The 17,062-nt window shown below is 46.4% G+C and carries 16 protein-coding genes; all 16 read right to left on the minus strand.

The window, feature by feature from the left end; all coding sequences use genetic code 11:
- Positions 1-192: 192 nt before the first annotated feature.
- The gene (locus tag KO531_RS06410; RefSeq protein WP_219250667.1) at positions 193-798 is read right to left on the minus strand and encodes a nucleoside triphosphate pyrophosphatase; all 606 of its coding nucleotides are present in this window, start codon (positions 796-798) and stop codon (positions 193-195) included.
- A 2-nt stretch (positions 799-800) separates the two neighbouring features.
- Entirely contained in the window at positions 801-1,289 is a 489-nt protein-coding gene (mreD, locus tag KO531_RS06415) for a rod shape-determining protein MreD (protein WP_105251286.1), read from the minus strand.
- The gene (gene mreC / locus KO531_RS06420) at positions 1,289-2,293 is read right to left on the minus strand and encodes a rod shape-determining protein MreC (RefSeq protein WP_219250668.1); all 1,005 of its coding nucleotides are present in this window, start codon (positions 2,291-2,293) and stop codon (positions 1,289-1,291) included. Before mreC ends, mreD begins: the two co-directional genes overlap by 1 nt.
- A gap of 44 nt (positions 2,294-2,337) precedes the next feature.
- Positions 2,338-3,387 (minus strand): rod shape-determining protein, encoded by a 1,050-nt coding sequence (locus KO531_RS06425; RefSeq protein ID WP_105251284.1) that lies wholly within the window; start codon positions 3,385-3,387, stop codon positions 2,338-2,340.
- A 340-nt stretch (positions 3,388-3,727) separates the two neighbouring features.
- Positions 3,728-7,462: a DUF6701 domain-containing protein gene (locus KO531_RS06430; RefSeq protein ID WP_219250669.1), complete on the minus strand. Its 3,735-nt coding sequence runs from the start codon at positions 7,460-7,462 to the stop codon at positions 3,728-3,730.
- A complete protein-coding gene (locus tag KO531_RS06435) occupies positions 7,452-7,943 on the minus strand; it encodes an MSHA biogenesis protein MshP (RefSeq protein WP_219250670.1) in 492 nt (163 codons plus the stop codon). Before KO531_RS06435 ends, KO531_RS06430 begins: the two co-directional genes overlap by 11 nt.
- A complete protein-coding gene (locus KO531_RS06440; protein WP_219250671.1) occupies positions 7,933-8,805 on the minus strand; it encodes a type II secretion system protein in 873 nt (290 codons plus the stop codon). The genes KO531_RS06435 and KO531_RS06440 overlap by 11 nt, the downstream gene beginning before the upstream one ends.
- Positions 8,805-9,335, minus strand: a complete 531-nt coding sequence (locus KO531_RS06445; protein ID WP_219250672.1) for a type II secretion system protein — start codon at positions 9,333-9,335, stop codon at positions 8,805-8,807. The genes KO531_RS06440 and KO531_RS06445 overlap by 1 nt, the downstream gene beginning before the upstream one ends.
- Positions 9,325-9,813 (minus strand): type II secretion system protein, encoded by a 489-nt coding sequence (locus KO531_RS06450; RefSeq protein WP_219250723.1) that lies wholly within the window; start codon positions 9,811-9,813, stop codon positions 9,325-9,327. The genes KO531_RS06445 and KO531_RS06450 overlap by 11 nt, the downstream gene beginning before the upstream one ends.
- 171 nt (positions 9,814-9,984) lie before the next feature.
- The gene (locus KO531_RS06455; protein WP_219250673.1) at positions 9,985-10,503 is read right to left on the minus strand and encodes a type II secretion system protein; all 519 of its coding nucleotides are present in this window, start codon (positions 10,501-10,503) and stop codon (positions 9,985-9,987) included.
- A gap of 127 nt (positions 10,504-10,630) precedes the next feature.
- Positions 10,631-11,248 carry a type II secretion system protein gene (locus tag KO531_RS06460; protein WP_105251278.1) on the minus strand — a complete coding sequence of 206 codons (618 nt, stop codon included), beginning with the start codon at positions 11,246-11,248 and terminating at the stop codon, positions 10,631-10,633.
- Positions 11,249-11,324: 76 nt separating this feature from the next.
- Positions 11,325-11,819: an MSHA biogenesis protein MshF gene (locus tag KO531_RS06465; protein WP_219250674.1), complete on the minus strand. Its 495-nt coding sequence runs from the start codon at positions 11,817-11,819 to the stop codon at positions 11,325-11,327.
- A 50-nt stretch (positions 11,820-11,869) separates the two neighbouring features.
- Positions 11,870-13,090 (minus strand): type II secretion system F family protein, encoded by a 1,221-nt coding sequence (locus KO531_RS06470; RefSeq protein WP_126491075.1) that lies wholly within the window; start codon positions 13,088-13,090, stop codon positions 11,870-11,872.
- A 2-nt stretch (positions 13,091-13,092) separates the two neighbouring features.
- A complete protein-coding gene (locus KO531_RS06475) occupies positions 13,093-14,853 on the minus strand; it encodes a GspE/PulE family protein (protein WP_219250675.1) in 1,761 nt (586 codons plus the stop codon).
- Complete coding sequence (locus KO531_RS06480; protein ID WP_219250676.1) at positions 14,850-16,154, minus strand: tetratricopeptide repeat protein; 1,305 nt, start codon at positions 16,152-16,154, stop codon at positions 14,850-14,852. The genes KO531_RS06475 and KO531_RS06480 overlap by 4 nt, the downstream gene beginning before the upstream one ends.
- Positions 16,151-17,059 carry an AAA family ATPase gene (locus tag KO531_RS06485; protein ID WP_212600517.1) on the minus strand — a complete coding sequence of 303 codons (909 nt, stop codon included), beginning with the start codon at positions 17,057-17,059 and terminating at the stop codon, positions 16,151-16,153. Before KO531_RS06485 ends, KO531_RS06480 begins: the two co-directional genes overlap by 4 nt.
- Between the last annotated feature and the right edge of the window lie 3 nt (positions 17,060-17,062).

Raw genomic sequence — 17,062 nt, forward strand, 5'->3', positions numbered from 1 at the left:
AGCGACTGGTATTCACGACTCACCCCATTCGGGAAACTAGATTAATTAATCGAAGTTACAAACTCTCTAAGCATGAAAACCGAATAAAGGAACAAGGTCAACGTCATTGGAGTACTCGATTCAGAGCCCTAAACGCCAATAAGGTTCATTCTAACCTCAAGCCAAAATCGCAATATAAGCAACCAGCAGCAGTTAAATAAAGCCAACTTCGGCTAACAACTCACGCGTTTCAACCAGAGGTAAACCTACAACGCCAGAATAACTGCCTTCAATTGCAGCCACAAAGCAACCGCCGAGCCCTTGAATGCCATAACTGCCCGCCTTATCCATGGGCTCTTTTGAAGCCACATAAGCCTCAATGTCAGCTGCCGATAAAACGCAAAAACGCACTTGTGTTTCGACTAAGCGCACTGAGGTTTTTAAGGTTGAGTCAGACTCGCCTGCTTTGTAGGTCAGTGCCACAGCCGTCATCACAGTATGCGTTCGGCCAGACAGTTCACTGAGCGTTTGCTTAGCATCGGCCACATCCAGCGGTTTACCTAATATTTGATTTTCAAGCACTACGATAGTATCAGAACCTAATACTGCAGGCTGTGACATATCTGCGCATAATGCCAGTCCAGCTTGGGCTTTTTCAGCGGCTAAACGTCGTACATAATCCCTTGGCGCTTCGCCCTGTTGCACAGTTTCATCAATATCAGGTGCCACTTGCGTGAAACTAAACTCAGGACGACCGAATCCAATCTGTGCCAATAATTCTTTGCGACGTGGCGAAGTTGAAGCTAAAACTAAATCCACAGTTAACGAACCTTATAATGACGTCGAACCCGACGTAAAATCCAAAATATCCAAGGCCAGATCACTAATCCTGAAATCGCAGGTAAAAATAGATCTGTTTTGAAAACAGCCTCTTGCATCACAAATTCCACCCAGTAAATCACTAAGTGATAAATACAAATCAGTAGCATGATCACTAACGACTGCTGCCATTGAGGGAAGTTTCGCAAACGCTGGCAATGCAAGATAGCGATATAAATAACCAAAGACATGGCTAAAGAGCGCACTCCTAAGGTGGCTCCCAATAAAATATCTAATACTAGGCCTAAAACCCATGCGGTTAAGATGTTGTATCTGTGGGGTAATGCGATAGACCAATAGAGAACAATCATTAATAGCCAGTCTGGACGCCAAGCATCAACAGCACTTGGCAAAGGCATGATCTGGCTGATCACGCCGATAAATAATGTCACCCAAACAATAAAGCGCCCATTGGCGGCCTGAAAACTCATTAATGCACCTCAGCCATAGGAGGAGTGGTTTCCGTTGACGGTTTGGTCGCAGGCGCGGTCACAGGTTTAGAAGCCTCTGCTGGCGTGACACTTCCGCCAGCAGGAACAGCGCTATCTGCTTTTGGTACATTATCGCTCGATGAATGATCCGCAGCAGGCACGGTAGGCTGACTCGGTAAAGTCACACCAGAATCGGGGGATGGCCAAATCAACAATAAATAACGAATACGATCTAACGCCGCTAAAGGCTGGGCGGTGACTCGAGCGTAACTTTGACCATCTTCAGTCAACACTTCCATAACCCGCGCGACCGGATAACCTTCCGGGAAACGATTCCCTAAACCTGAGGTGACCAGCAAATCGCCGACACGAATATCGGTACTCTTGGCCACATGGCGCAGCTCTATTTCATCTAGCTCACCCGTACCATTGGCAACAAGGCGCACATCATTACGGGTGATACGCACAGGTAATCCGTGTGATACATCGGAGAGCAATAACACCCTACTGGTCATTTCACTGACTTGTACCACTTGGCCAACAACCCCTTGGGCGTCGACCACAGGCTGCCCAACAAATACACCACTGCGTGAACCATGGTTTAGCACCGCATAGTGATGGAAAGGATCGCTAGCAACCTCCAATACTTCAGCCACCATTTTGCGCGAATCAAGGTAGGCTGGTGAGCCCAACAGTGCGCGTAAACGTTCATTTTCTTGGCGTAAGTGTTCGAAACGCTGTAAGCGTTCACTCATCAGCAATTGCTGCCTGAGCAGCTCTTTATTCTGCAACGCTAACATATTGCGGGTGGCAAAACTTTCAGACGACCAGTCAAGCGCAACACCGGGCACGCTCGCTAAATACTGCAATGGACTAAAAAAAGAGGATAACGATTGCCGTACAGGATCGAGGCGATGATTAGCCACGAGCAAAGCCACCGACAAAATAATTGCCAGTGTCAGACGGAATTGGTTTGAAATACCACGAACAAAAATTGGCTTCATAGGAAAGCTAAGGCGGTGATTAACCGCCCCATACCGAAGTTAAATTAGGTTTCTTCGGAGAACAGATCGCCGCCGTGCATATCAATCATTTCGAGGGCTTTACCACCGCCACGTGCTACGCAGGTCAATGGATCGTCCGCCACCATTACAGGAATTCCGGTTTCTTGCATTAATAAACGGTCTAAATCACGCAATAAAGCGCCGCCGCCAGTTAACACCATACCGCGCTCAGAAATATCTGAAGCTAATTCTGGTGGAGATTGTTCTAACGCCACCATCACAGCACTTACGATGCCAGACAATGGCTCTTGTAAGGCTTCTAAAATTTCATTGCTGTTCAGTGTAAAGCTACGAGGTACACCTTCTGCCAAATTACGGCCGCGGACTTCGATCTCGAGCACTTCATCGCCAGGATAAGCAGTGCCGATAGTGTGCTTGATACGCTCAGCCGTGGCTTCACCAATCAAACTCCCGTAATTACGGCGGACATAGTTGATGATCGCATCATCAAACTTATCACCGCCGATACGTACCGAAGACGAATACACAACACCATTAAGTGAAATAATCGCGACTTCAGTGGTACCACCACCGATATCCACCACCATAGAGCCGGTCGCTTCAGATACGGGTAAACCCGCACCAATCGCAGCTGCCATTGGTTCTTCAATTAAATACACTTCGCGAGCACCAGCGCCCATGGCTGATTCACGAATAGCACGGCGTTCTACTTGAGTGGCACCAACGGGCACACACACAAGCACGCGTGGACTTGGACGAAAAAAGCTATTGTTGTGCACTTGTTTAATAAAGTGCTGCAACATTTTCTCCGTCACATAAAAATCTGCAATAACACCGTCCTTCATTGGGCGGATAGCTTGGATATTGCCAGGCGTTCTGCCTAGCATTTGTTTAGCTTCTGTGCCGACCGCGGCAACAGATTTCTGACCGGAGCCACTACGCTCACCACGTATAGCAACAACAGAAGGCTCATTGAGGACTATGCCTTCGCCACGAACATAAATTAATGTGTTAGCTGTACCCAAATCGATCGATAGATCATTAGAAAAAATGCCGCGTAGCTTCTTAAACATGTAACTAGCCTGTATTCTGTGGAGTCAGAAGAAAAGAAAAATCAGCTAACTTTATCAATGCCACCCTGATTCCACAAGACCGAGGAGGTTAACAATCGCTAATGAAGTGATTTTTTTTCAAATCGCCACGTAAAAAACAGTATTTAAGCGGAAAATACTGTTTATTGACGAAAATATCAGCAACAAAAAACGAGTAAACACACAATTCAGCAACAAATATCAAACTAAGGCATTGCATTTAGAATCTGTTACAAGCGTTTTCGTCGACTTCTAATAAGTAAAATGGCAGCCCATTTCAAGAGAAAGCCTGAGTTCAATTTAATGAGAGAAATAACTCAGATTAGTTTACCTCACGCCAATAGATTATTTTGTCATGCCCTCGATAACGACCAAAATACGCACTTGCCCGCGGTTCAGTGACCCCTGTTGGCGATACGCCATTCCAATTCCAGTACCATTCTAGCCATGTCGGCACATCCAAGGGCGCCGTCACTTGGCCGCGGTATGGCAACCCACTTGTTGTAACGGCTTGCCAGAGTAACTCAAATTGGCCAGCTTGGAATGTTGCAGTCCCGCCAGAACGCACAACACTTTGTCCCGCCACTAAGTCGGGATCAAAATTGTAACCAAGAGCGGAATGATCAACCTGCGAACCCAAAGCATACACTGCCGTTGTGCAGTTATCGGCAGTATTTAAGGCCCAGCTGCTGCCATTCCAATATTCGGCTCGAGTCGGCATACGCAGTATTTCTGTCTCAGGACCATAGGTGTTATCCATCACTACACGACCATGACGAAGGGTTTGAGTGCTGATTCTCTTAGCATTACAGTTAGTGCAAGTGCCTGTAGATGCCGCATCCATGTCTGGTGAGGCCACATAGCTGTAAAGCCCATTCGGCCGAGGATCGTTATCCATCAATTGCACGCCAATATCGAGCAGCTCGAAGGGACCATCCTGATACAGATTCGTCGCCACATTTGGGGTCACCCGACTAAAGTTAGCTTGGTAAGAAGCATCGACCGTCGCCACACCTTGATTCCAACTTTCAGCCTTTATAGGTAAGGCACTTAAGCGACTCTGTAAATCGACACCATTATTGTTATTTTCTCCCACTAATTTGGCAGTGGCGAGGGAAAATGGCGGGAAATAGTTTTTCGTTATATCCCCCGCGATATTTAAAGCACTGAGCTCCATCGACATAGGGAACAGCTGATCCATATAGCTAAAGCCGCCACAGGCAGGTATGACCGATACGTTACTGACTAAAAATCTATCGGGCACAAAACGGCCAATATTAGCTGAATATCCAATTGGAATATTTAAGCTGCTTGCCGTCCCTAAATAATTTGGGCTCGCCTGCGCTGCAATTTGGAATACTCCAACTTCGCTGATGGTCTGATTGCTGATGGTATTGAGATTATTGGCCTGCGCCGAGTGGCTGTATGATGCCACGCCTAACGCCCCATCAAGTCCGCCGTTGGCAATGCTTGGCGCAACGACTTTACTGGCAAGCTTCATCTGCGCATCACTAAAGTTAGGCGTGGGCAAGTTGCCCGAACAAAAGTCCGGATCGCCATCTTTTTCCCATGCCATCGCTTGTACTGTCATGCCGAAACTTTGTCCGGCTTTACGATAAGCATTGCAGCTCATATTCGCACTTGGGCAACTGGCACTGGCGTCCACAGGTTTAACACACAATCCCGCCGGTACGCTGACAAATTGGTCTGAACCTGCCATGACTAAGCCCTGTTCATCACCTGTCCCTGTATATTTTGCATCTAGTTGTAATTTACCTGCATCAGGGTAATTGACTGAAATGCTTGCTTGTCCGTTGGTATCAAACAGCAGGTTCACCGCCGTAGGCGAGGCACTCGAGGTGCCAATTACCATATTGTTGATGGTGACGGCTTTAGGCGAGATAGGCGCGCTTGGCGTTTGGTAACTGCTCCAGAAATTCAGCGTTTTGGTCTGGCTTTGGAAGCTTGGGACACACTGCTTCGTCACATCGGATTTTTTCACCGCTTTGACTAACACTTGCTCGGGGCGATTCGCACGCTTATCGGGTACATCGAATACAAAACCACTGTCGGCAAAGGTGAGTGAACAATTGTTTTCACTCAAGCCACCATTACCAATACGGCAAAGGGTTTTGCTTAAGGGTTTGGTGGTGGGATTAGAGCCCTTCACCCCTAAAGTCACTACACCGGGAGTATTTCGCCTCAGTTGCAGTTGCGCTGTGCCACCGCTAAAACTCACTTGATTACCGCCAACCCATAGGCCATCTGCCACAGAATCAGGTAATAAGGTTGCGCTAAGAGGTGCAGTAAAGAGTTGACTACAACTCGCATTTGCACAGGCTCTAATCGTTACCGTCTCAGCATTACAGGTCAGACCTTGACCCGTATGATCAAACTCAAAATGATCGATCTGAGCACCAATAGGATTCGATTTTAACGCACAAATTTGCACGTTATCGATTTCGTGGTTGTTATTTGAGCCCCCCGTTGAGCCCGTTAAAGACAATAAAAAATCACTTGGAATGGCCGCCTGACCATTTTGTGCTGCGGCGTTAAATGCGGGAACTAAAGTCACAAAACCAGAACCTGTATTACGCTCAATTTTCACAATAGATTGATTCGCGGCTTGCGAATCAATTGTGATTTTATACCTGTGCGCAGGCGACACATTATTGCCGTCTACCGCAGGCGATAAGCAACTACCGTTCGTATTAGTAGTGCCATTACTACAAGCGCCGCGTAAATAATTATACCCTGACGTGCCGACACCCGAACCGCGAACCGCAACGGACTGGCGTCGCTGGCCGACATTAGAACTACCGCCTTCACCAGAGAAGTTACCGAACTCATCAATACCAAACCCAAGCCAACCACCCGCGAACCCATTAATACCAGGTTTATAACCGTAACCCAATGGACCGCCAAAGGCGCCAGGCTGCGGCGTTATAGAAGCATCCGATAACACTACCGCAATGCCGTCGGCGCCATTGCCACCATAGGCATAGTGATCAAACTGGATCTCCACTAAGTTAGCTTTTCCTGGAAAGAGTCTTTGATAGGTAGATGCCGTAGATTGGTCAGATTTAGCTTCGGTTAAGCGTAATCGACCACTTCGAATAGATGGAGTAAAAGTGCCACTGCTACGGGATACGACCCAATCACTGCTTAATACACTTTGGGAGAAAGTGTCATTAAAACACTGTAATACCGGTACATAATCATTAATACGACCACTACTCATAACCAAATAACGGCTGGTGACTCGGCCATTGATAATCGAGTTATTATTTAGACTTAATGTTGCATCGCTATAAACTCGCCCATTGAGTACAGCATCACTATTTAGCTGAATATTGCTATAACCAATAATAAGAGCAGAAGCAGCATTATTTTCATTGAATTTACTGCCATTTAATTCAAACTGTTGCTTTATAAAAATGCGGACATTGCCTTGCAAAATCACCTTAGCATCTTGATTCAAAGTAAAACTATCTACCCAATAGTCCCCTTCAGGTAAAACGAGTGTCGCGCCGCCCCCAATAGCGATAGTGTTAAATCGATACTCATTTTGAGTTGCCGATAGAGTCAGAGTACAAGCAGAATAAAGCGAAACACTGCTAAACTGACTTTGCCCATTACCACCAAGCGTTAATTGCTCGCCAGTATTACAAGAACCATAACCGCCACCAGCACCACTACTCGATAAAAAAGCATTACTCCCAGTTAATTTTAAACCTCGAATATCACTGCCATCGATAGTGCATTTCCGCACTCCGCCTGTACCGTTATCACAACTGTTATTAGAAAGCCCACTGCCATCGTTACTCGAGCAATAATCTAATGCAGCACCACCAGTACCATTAATGATGCCATTACCATTTATCATTAATTGTGGCGATGATATCTGACGGCACACGTTTGAGTAATCACCATGATGCCCTTGAGCAACTTTGGCAAAAATCACACTCTGATCAATAGGGTCGAATGCCATCACTGACGAGGGAAAACTCAAGATAAGTGCTGCCAATATGGCACGATAAAAAAGATTAATTCCCACGAGCTTCTACCTCAACTTGTCGGCTAACACGGGTCTCGCCGCTTTCACATACCGCTTTACTGTTGATTCGATATTGGGTGGTGGTACCTACCGCATAGGCTTTGCACGTCAAGGTCACAGTGCAGGCATGGAAACCGGTTACATTAGGAGGATTCCAAGTGCTCGTTGCTGGGCAAATGCCAACTGAACCATTTAATGGGAATAATGTTGCCAATGCGGCATCGGCGCCACTGTTCGCGGCGGCAAAGGCACGAGTCCCCCACACCTCCAGGGTTAATCCAGTATCGCCATCCTGCACAATATTGATCAGGGCTGACGCCAGTAGAAACATCACTGTGATCACAAACACGCCAATAATCAATGCACTGCCGCGTTGACGCGCAGGTAAAGCAGTTCGTTGCAACCTTGCTAGTGATGTTCTGGGTAAGATTCGCATTACCGAGTGATGACCTGTCGATTGACGATATAAATTAAGGGACATTGATCACCTGCACTTGATGTCGATATTGGAACGTCTCACCATTAACATTAAACCGCGGTTGTAAATGCACCATGGCATTATTCACTAGGCTAGATGGCGTTAAAATTAGCGGTAAATCAGCACCATTATTTAAAACATTTGCAACACTTTGCGCCATTAGCACGCCCGTGCCCATAGTGGCAGGCATAGCGGCAGGATTTGGCTGAATGGCATTAAAGCTATAACCAGCATAACGCAATAATTGTAATTCATTGCCGCTTGGCCCCTTTTCAAAGCAATAGCTCACTGGACTCGAACCAAAATAGATCCTTTGTCGTGGTGATGCTTCTGCAAAACGTGTTGGCGCAGTAAAAGTCAGCGTCACTTGATGCTCCAAAGGGGAAGGCGCAGTATCAATCGTTTTAACCTGTGCCCGCTTTTGTCTCGCGCTGCTATACACATCGGCATCAATCAAGGGATAGATCCAAGCGAATTGATTCACACGAATCGCACTCACCGTATTATCTAGAATAACTATCCCAGTGCTCGCGGCGGCAGCTGGCACTATTGGCATGGTTAGATAAGTCGTGCTGGCTTCGATAGGCACAAACTCAACACATTGATAGGTCAGCGAATCGGTATTAACTCGCAAGCTATTAGGTAAGGCACTGCGCAACTCACGGGTCACTCGCTCAACAGCAAAACGGCTCTGACTTAGCACTTGATCGACTGAACTCGACTCAACAAAAATCCGCGTACCAAAAATAATAAAACTACTCACCCCTACCACGAGAATCCCCAGAATCAAGATAACAGTGACCATCTCGACCAAGGTAAAACCTAGTGTGGATTTTTTATTAACCGTAGATAAAGGTGAGGCCATCAGTAATTACTCCTCACCATATTGTAAGTAATCACTTCGTTGTCCGGCGTAGTCACATTAATGGTGACTAGCTTAGTATTAGGCGCAGGCCCATAGGCGACAGTGACGTTTAAACGATAGTTAGGATAAGCAGCGGCATAGGTTTGGGTTGAGTTGAGCATAGTCGCTGTTTCATTTAAGCCGTTGTAATCATCCACATCGTTAAAGTCATTACGACTCTCACCGAACTCAGGGCCTAATAACGTTGAACAATTACTCCCTAGCGGACTACCACAGGCTGGCGTGCCACCATTGGCATTGGTGTTTTGATCGTAACGTTTACCCCAGATTTCATTCATCACCGAATGTGCAAGCTCAGCACTGCGTACTCTATGTAAGGTACTGGCCGCACGATCAGCTTGGGGGAATAACATGCTGGTTAGCATCACTATTGCAATGCCAATCACTAACATACCAATGACTAATTCGATAAGGGTAAAACCCAACAGGCGGGCTTGAATATGGCCTTTAGAGAGAGCATTACTTCGCATAAATATAGCCCTCGGAGGATATATTAATCATCACAGTGTCATTTGCGGTCACGCGAATACAATCACCATTACAGCTTGGAAAAAGTCGGCCATTGATATCGAAATCAAGGGTAAAGTTGCTGCTGTTAGTGCTCACTAGCACTAATTGAGCACCACCTTGAAAAGCTTGGGTATAAAGCGGGTTTGGCGATAATGCAGTACCTGAACAAACCGCCCCATTTCGGGTAGAGAATTGACTCACTTGATAGCCAGTGCCAGAAACGGTTACACGAAAACACCTGTCGGTATTATTGAGCGCTTTTTGCTGTACTTGACGCAGCTCGCTAATGAACTCATTACGTAAACTATAGGCACTGTAGGAAGACTGAGTAAACAGGCGTGGCAGTACAACCACAGCAAGAATTGAAATCAAGATGATGGTCGTTACTAATTCTACTAAAGTAAATCCGGCCTGTTTTGACATAGAGAATTTAAGCATCACTCGCGTTAATTGCTGATTTCATGTACTAGGTTCAGTTTCTGCCAACGATATGATTAACGCAAATAAATGTCGGAAAACTCTTGGCGGACTCATTTATTTAAAATCATGTAAGAACCGCATTTTATCTAAAAAAAAGGCCTGCTAGGCAGGCCTTTTAATAAATGCATATTAACAATCAGAAGTATCAGGAATTGCAGAGAAAACAGGAGCAACTGTCGCACTTTCTGCTTGTTTATAAGTAAAACGACATTCTGCTGGAGCACCTTTTTGCCACATGGTCACAATACCCGTACCTTCAAATATAATCCAATCTGCACCGGTGTCAGTAGCAACTGTTGGATCTGTAGCACTGGTTCCTTCATCAAAGCTCACTTCTATAGCATTCTCCAACTCAATTTCTGTTGCTTGAAGATAGCCAAATTGCGTAACTGCGTTAGTACCTGTGCCAATATCAACAGAAGGAGGAGGAGTTGCTGTTGCAGCTTTTTTCTCTTCTCCAGCCAAGGCCGCTTTAGAATAAACCAAGCTATTTGCACCTTGGATTGAGGCTTTTAGACCATTCAAAGCAGAAACACGCGCATCACCTTGCAGGTTAATAAACTTAGGTGCCGCTGTGACAGCAAGAATACCTAAGATGATGATCACTACAACTAATTCAATTAAGGTAAAACCTTGTTGTCTTTTCATATAAAACTACCTTTCTTTCTAAGTGAGTACTCATGTGAGTACTAATTAAGTTAAGTCACTTTTAGACTCTATTACTTTTAAACTAAGCTACTTAAAACATGAACAAAATAAAACTATTAATTACTGTCTATGGTACAAATGGTGTTTGAGTGAAGCTTAATACTCTGCCTGTGCCTGGGTTATACACAATTCCCTTAGCACCTACCGTTGTTAAATCAGGGGCAGGAGTGGGTACACCATTCGTTTGATTTAGTACCAGTGAAGCCACTTGGTGATAAACACATAAATCTAAACCTGCGACGACTGCGCCAGTAATTGAGTTAGCACTGCCGCCTGCGGCGTTAATAACACGAGCGGTATAACGTTGATTACGTGCATCTTGGTTAAATAATACGTTACGTGGAGCACTCTGCAACACAGTGTTAAACACTTCTTGGCAACTGGCATTTGTCATAGCTGTCGCACTGGTTACTGAAGTTCCCGTTGGATAGCCAAAACGTGTATCGACATTTACTGTGTTACCGTCGAGAATAACGCTGCTATTTTGACGCCCATCGACTTCCCACTGAGAACGCACAAAGCTAACAGCAGTCGATAAACCACCCGCAACACCGTCAACACTGGCATCTTCAGCATCATCGGTGACATTTAAGAATCGTGGAATTGCCGTTGCGGCGAGTAAACCCAAAATCACAATCACAATCACAAGTTCGATTAATGAGAACCCTGTTTGCTTAGTTTTCATATATATGTCCCCAGACCTCAGAAATTTTATTCTAACAGTTAAATCAATTTTAAAAAGCCATTGAGTTAACAATATTTTACGGAGCAGTCAAAAAAATGACCCTGCCAGAGTTCAGTTGATAGCCTAAACTATCGCCATTTTTAGACCGATAGTGACAGCTATTATCCTTAACCAAATAATCCGCCTCTAGACCTAAATTATCAGTTTCAGCACCCATTAACTGTTGCCACAAATCTTGGCAGCCTTGATCATTTAAGTGCTTAGGTTGTGGCCATCCTAAATCATTGATATCGACAACACTCAACTCAGTTTCTAAGGAGGGATTATCAAATACCTCCCAGTTCAATTGCAATTGTGGTGGCTTACCCAAAGACAACCACTGGGAACGCACCATCACTAGCACATTTAAAAAACGAGCGTGTTCCACTTCCAATCCACGGGCAGCGATTTGCGGTAGGGTAAAAAAGTACTTAGCTCCGATCACCGCCATGATAACCAATACAATTCCAATGGCGATCATACGTCCATAGATACGTAATAGATCGCTTTCAGCCTTTTGCTGAGTCTGCATTTAACCTCAGTTCCACGTATAAGATAGGAAATAAATATTATCCATATCGCTTACTTACCGCCTTTGACCACATTGAGCATATCCCACATTGGCAGGTATATCCCCAAGGCCAACACTAAGACAATCACGGCCACAAAACCGATCAAAATTGGCTCCAATTTCGCGGTGAGGTTCTTTAAATCATAGTCTACTTCACCCTCATAGAAATCTGCCGCATCATTAAGTAATTGATCGATTTGCCCCGTTTCTTCGCCCACAGCCACCATTTGCAGCACTAGTGGCGTAAATAACTTGCTCTGATTCGATACCCTCAGCATAGAGTCACCAGACTCTATGCCACGGCGCATACCGACTATCTTGTCGTGCATGTAGGCATTATCTACCGCGTCGGCCACTAAACTTAAGGCCTGCGTCATCGGTACGCCCGCACTGAGCATCATAGAGAAACTGCGACAATAACGGGCTAACGTCGAACGCTCAATAATCGACCCGACAGCGGGAATGTGTAACTTCCACTTATCCCACTGCTTCTCACCTTTTTCCGTATGGTGCCAGTAACGAATGCCAATAATAGTGCCAATCAGCGCCACCAACATCAGCGCCCAATAATTCACGAATAGATTTGATGTACCAATCAACACTTTTGTCGCCCACGGCAAGTCGGCACCAAAGCGAGAAAACATCTCGGCAAACTTAGGGATCACCATGATATTGAGGATCACCATAGCGAGCGCAATCGCAATCAATACAAACATGGGATAACGCATGGCCGATTTAATTCGTCGCCGCGTCTCTTGCTCACGCTCGATATAACCTGAAAGTTGAATGAAGGCATCTTCTAACTTACCCGTGTTCTCCCCCACGTGCACCATAGAAACAAACAAAGAATCAAACACATCGGGATGTTGATTCATGGATGATGACAAGGGTCGCCCTGCGGTGAGCTGCTCAGAAATATCATTAAGCGCATCTTTCATTCGCTGGGAATGCGCCGTTTCAGATAAGCCTGCTATTGCCCGCAAAATAGGAATGCCAGAACGGGTCAAGGAGTACATTTGTCGGGTAAAAATCTGTAATTCTTCTAACGCGACTTTGCCACCAAATAACTTAGTCAGTGAGAACGACTTAGCCACTTTGGCGACTTTGACTTCAAGGGGGATAATGCCACGCGCCAATAGCATGTCAGCAGCGGCACTTTCCGACGCGGCATCCAATTGTCCCGTAACGGATTGACCTTGACCACTGCGTCCACGGTATTGATAAATTGGCATAATTACGCCTCAACGCCTTGTTGGCTGATAATATCCTTCGACAAAGGTATCTGAGATTCACTCACGTCTTCCACCAACTTAGCGACCTCTTCAATCGTCGTCATGCCTTCGCTCAGATATTGCAAAGCTGACTCAGCGAGTGGGGTGAAGTTAGGGCTCTGCAACGCGGCTCTGGCAAAATCCTGCGGATTACCAGTACGCATAGCATCGATCATCTTTTCGTCTAGCTCGAGGATCTCAAAAATACCGATCCGACCGCGATAACCACTGCCATTACAACTCTGGCAACCTGTACCGATTCTAAAGTTTGCATGGGTAAAATCTTTGCGGCTCACACTACTCAGCCAGGCTTTTTCCTGCGGTGTCGGTTGATACTCTACCCCACAGTTATGGCAGACACGGCGCACTAAACGCTGGGCAATAATCACCCTTAAGGCACTAGCAACTAAATAACTCGCAGCGCCCATATCGAGTAAACGCAGCGCACTGGTGACCGCATCGTTAGTATGCAGGGTCGATAGCACAAAGTGACCCGTTAATGCCCCCCTAAGACCAATCTCCACGGTTTCTTGGTCACGCATTTCCCCCACCATGATGATATCGGGGTCTTGACGTAAGGTGGTGCGTAATACATTTGAAAAGTTTAAGCCAATCTTATGGTTAACTTGTACTTGGTTGATCCGCGGCAATTGATACTCAACCGGATCTTCGACCGTGATGATCTTACGGTCGGCGGTATTGAGCTCGCTCAAAATACCGTACAAGGTGGTCGTTTTGCCGCTACCCGTTGGACCTGTGACCAGTAGCATGCCGTGGGGACGTTTAATCTGTTTACGAATACGCGCCAAAATAGCAGGCGGCATACCGGTTTCATTTAAGGTCAATAAACCCGCCGATTGATCGAGTAAACGCATCACCACAGATTCGCCGTGGTAAATCGGCATAGTCGACATACGCACATCGATATGATGACCTTTGACTTCCATATGAAAACGACCATCCTGCGGCAAACGTTTCTCAGAAATATCGAGACCTGCCATCAACTTAAGTCGTAATACTAAAGCCGCAGCAATATTAACTTCATTCAGAATCGTTTCATGTAGCTGACCATCGATACGCTGGCGAATACGTAAGGCTTTATCACCGGGTTCGATATGAATATCCGAGGCGCGCATTTGCACCGCATCCTCAAAAATCGACTGCAGCAACTTAACCACTGTGGTTTCATTGTCACTATCGCCCGACGTGAGGCTGGCTAAATCGAACATCTCATCGGCGGCGTATTCTTCTTCGAGCTTACCGGCGATCTGAGCAATTTGGTCTGTACGGCGATATAAGTTATCAAACGCTTGCAGCAGTTGCTGCTCGGGCGCTACCGCTAACTTCAAACGCTTAGGTGCGATAAGCATTTCGAGGTGGTCGAGCGCCTGCAAATCCGCGGGGTCGCTCATTGCAACTAATACGCTATCGCCCCGGTCTTCAACCGCTAAAGCGCGGAAACGTCGTGCTTGCACCTCAGGAATAAGATGCACCACTTCCGCTGGGATTGGCATTTTACTGATATCCAGCAAAGGCACATTCAATTGTTGCGACAAGAACTGCAGTAACTGATGTTCAGTAATCGATTGCAAATCAATCAGAGTACGACCCAGTTTTTTGCCCGTATTGCGCTGCTCAGCCAACGCCTGTTGCAACTGCGCTTCAGTAATAATGGCTTCTTGAACTAACAGATCGCCCAAACGCATTTTTAATCTGGGTTTCATTGGCTATCTCCTAGCTGAGTCAAACGTTGTTCGATAAAGGCACTCGCTTGCGCCGATAAGCCTCTATGGCCTAATGCAGTCCGATAGGCTTGGCGTGCTTGGGGAAATTGCTGCTGCGAATCGAGCGCATAGGCCAGCCCCATCCACCATTTAGCCTGTTGAGGTTCTTGTTGCAATAATTGTCTATAGGCTTGTTCTGACAACGAAAACTGTCCTAACTTTTGCGCTAAATCCGATTGTGCCATCCACTTTTGTCTCGCCAGCGGATGCGTGTCAGGTATGTTGGCTAACGTCACTAATGCGAGATCAGCCTGACCAGAGGCTTGCTGAACCCGAGCAAGCAATAAGGCAAAGTCTAACTGCTGTGGGAATAACAGCATGCCTTGCTGTAACACTTCACTGGCTTTGGCTAATTGACCTTGCCCATAATGCAGCGCAGCTAACTGCTTGCGCGCTTCATGCATACTGGGATCAAAGCCTAATGTTTGCTCATAATAACTAATGGCATCTTTGAGTTTGCCATCCCTTTCAGCCTCGCTCGCTAAGGTAAACCGCTTCTGCGCCAGCTGCTTTGGGGTCAACTTCACCTCAGTAATCGCCATTTGCCCTTGGGGCGTGAGTCGATTAGTGCCAGCATCTGCTTTAACTTCTTGTACTTTAAGCTCATTGCTCGCATTAGGGTCATTATCGGCGGCAACACTGGCACGTTCTGACATCATTAATGCCGATGGTGCGGCAGCAGTGACCTCGGCGCTTCGCACGCTCGATGTGACACGATTCGACTGTAAATGGCTTGGCTCGCTTGCCGTATCGACTAGCTCATCTGCGAGTACTGAGCTGTCATCTTGTTGTTGTGACTCTTGTTCAACATCATGTTCTGATTCAAATTCTTGCGGCTGATTAAGTACAACGTCGTCGACACTGGGTTCAAGCTCTTCACTCTTAGTCGTGAACTCCTGCGTAGTCGCAACGTTAAGCGGTTCTTCGACGACATCGACGCTTGCTGGAGACTGTCTCGAAGTAATCTTGTCTATCTGAACAGGCTCGATTTGAGTCTGAGTAGATTCATTTTGCCCATTTGTTTGAGCCGAAATAGTCGCTTCAGCAGGCTTTGCCATGAAAAGTTGCCAGCCATAAACCAGAGCGCCACCGAATAGCAGTGATAAACCACAGAGCAGCAGCCCGTTAAACGGAGCCCGCCTGCGCGCTAAATATTGCACCTGTGGCTGAGCCACGTTGCAGAGCTCATGCCCCTGCTGACGCTTGTCGAGATCCTGCAGCATCTTGTTGATCACGCTCATACAACACCCCTGAAAAAGTGTTGTAATCCCAAACCGAAAGCCACTGTCATCAAAGTGAAAAAAGGCAACCATTTCCACGATAATAATCGGCGAACACTTGCATCTTCGGTGTCTTGAATTGCGGCTTTAACGTGGGAGGTTTGCACACGAGTAGCGCCCTCGCCGAAACTCAGTAACAAGGCTTTATGGGCAAGAATATTGATCAATCTGGGGATCCCTCGGGACGCATAGGCTATCTGACGTGTTTCCCGTGATGTAAAGAGTGGTTCGCCCGCACGCCCAGCGATAGCTAATCGGTGACGAATATAAGCGTCGGTTTCATCCCATGTCAGTGGGCGAAGATTGTAGCTAAAAGTAATACGCTGTCTTAATTGCCTAAATTCTTGGCGTTTAAGCCTGTCATCGAGTTCGGGTTGCCCAAATAACACTACCTGTAATAATTTGCGTGTCTCGGTTTCCAGATTAGTGAATAACCGCAGCGCCTCAAGACTGTCGTCAGGCAATGCCTGCGCTTCATCGAGTACCAATACGATGGCGTGCCCGTGGGCGCTCAAGGCTAAAAGCTGCTGTTGAATAAGTCCAGTGAGTTGCTGCTGGTCGATATTGCTGGTGTATTTAAGGCCCAGCTCACTCGCTACCGCCCAACGTAATTCAGTAGGAGTGAGATAAGGATTAGGCAAATATGCGCAATGAAACTGACTCGGCAATTCGTTGATAAGCTTGCGGCAAATCAACGTTTTACCAGTCCCCACCTCCCCTGTCACCTTGATAAAGCCTTCGCCCGTTTGCAGCGCGGTTTGCAACACTTGCAAGGCTTCCACATGTGGCGACAGGCCGAAAAAAAATCCGGTATTGGGTGTCAGTGAAAATGGAGGTTGGCTTAGGCCAAAATGCTTCTGATACATAGA

It is taken from the genome of Shewanella sp. NKUCC06_TVS (assembly GCF_019345515.1).
In the GTDB taxonomy this organism is placed as follows: Bacteria; Pseudomonadota; Gammaproteobacteria; order Enterobacterales; family Shewanellaceae; genus Shewanella; species Shewanella oncorhynchi.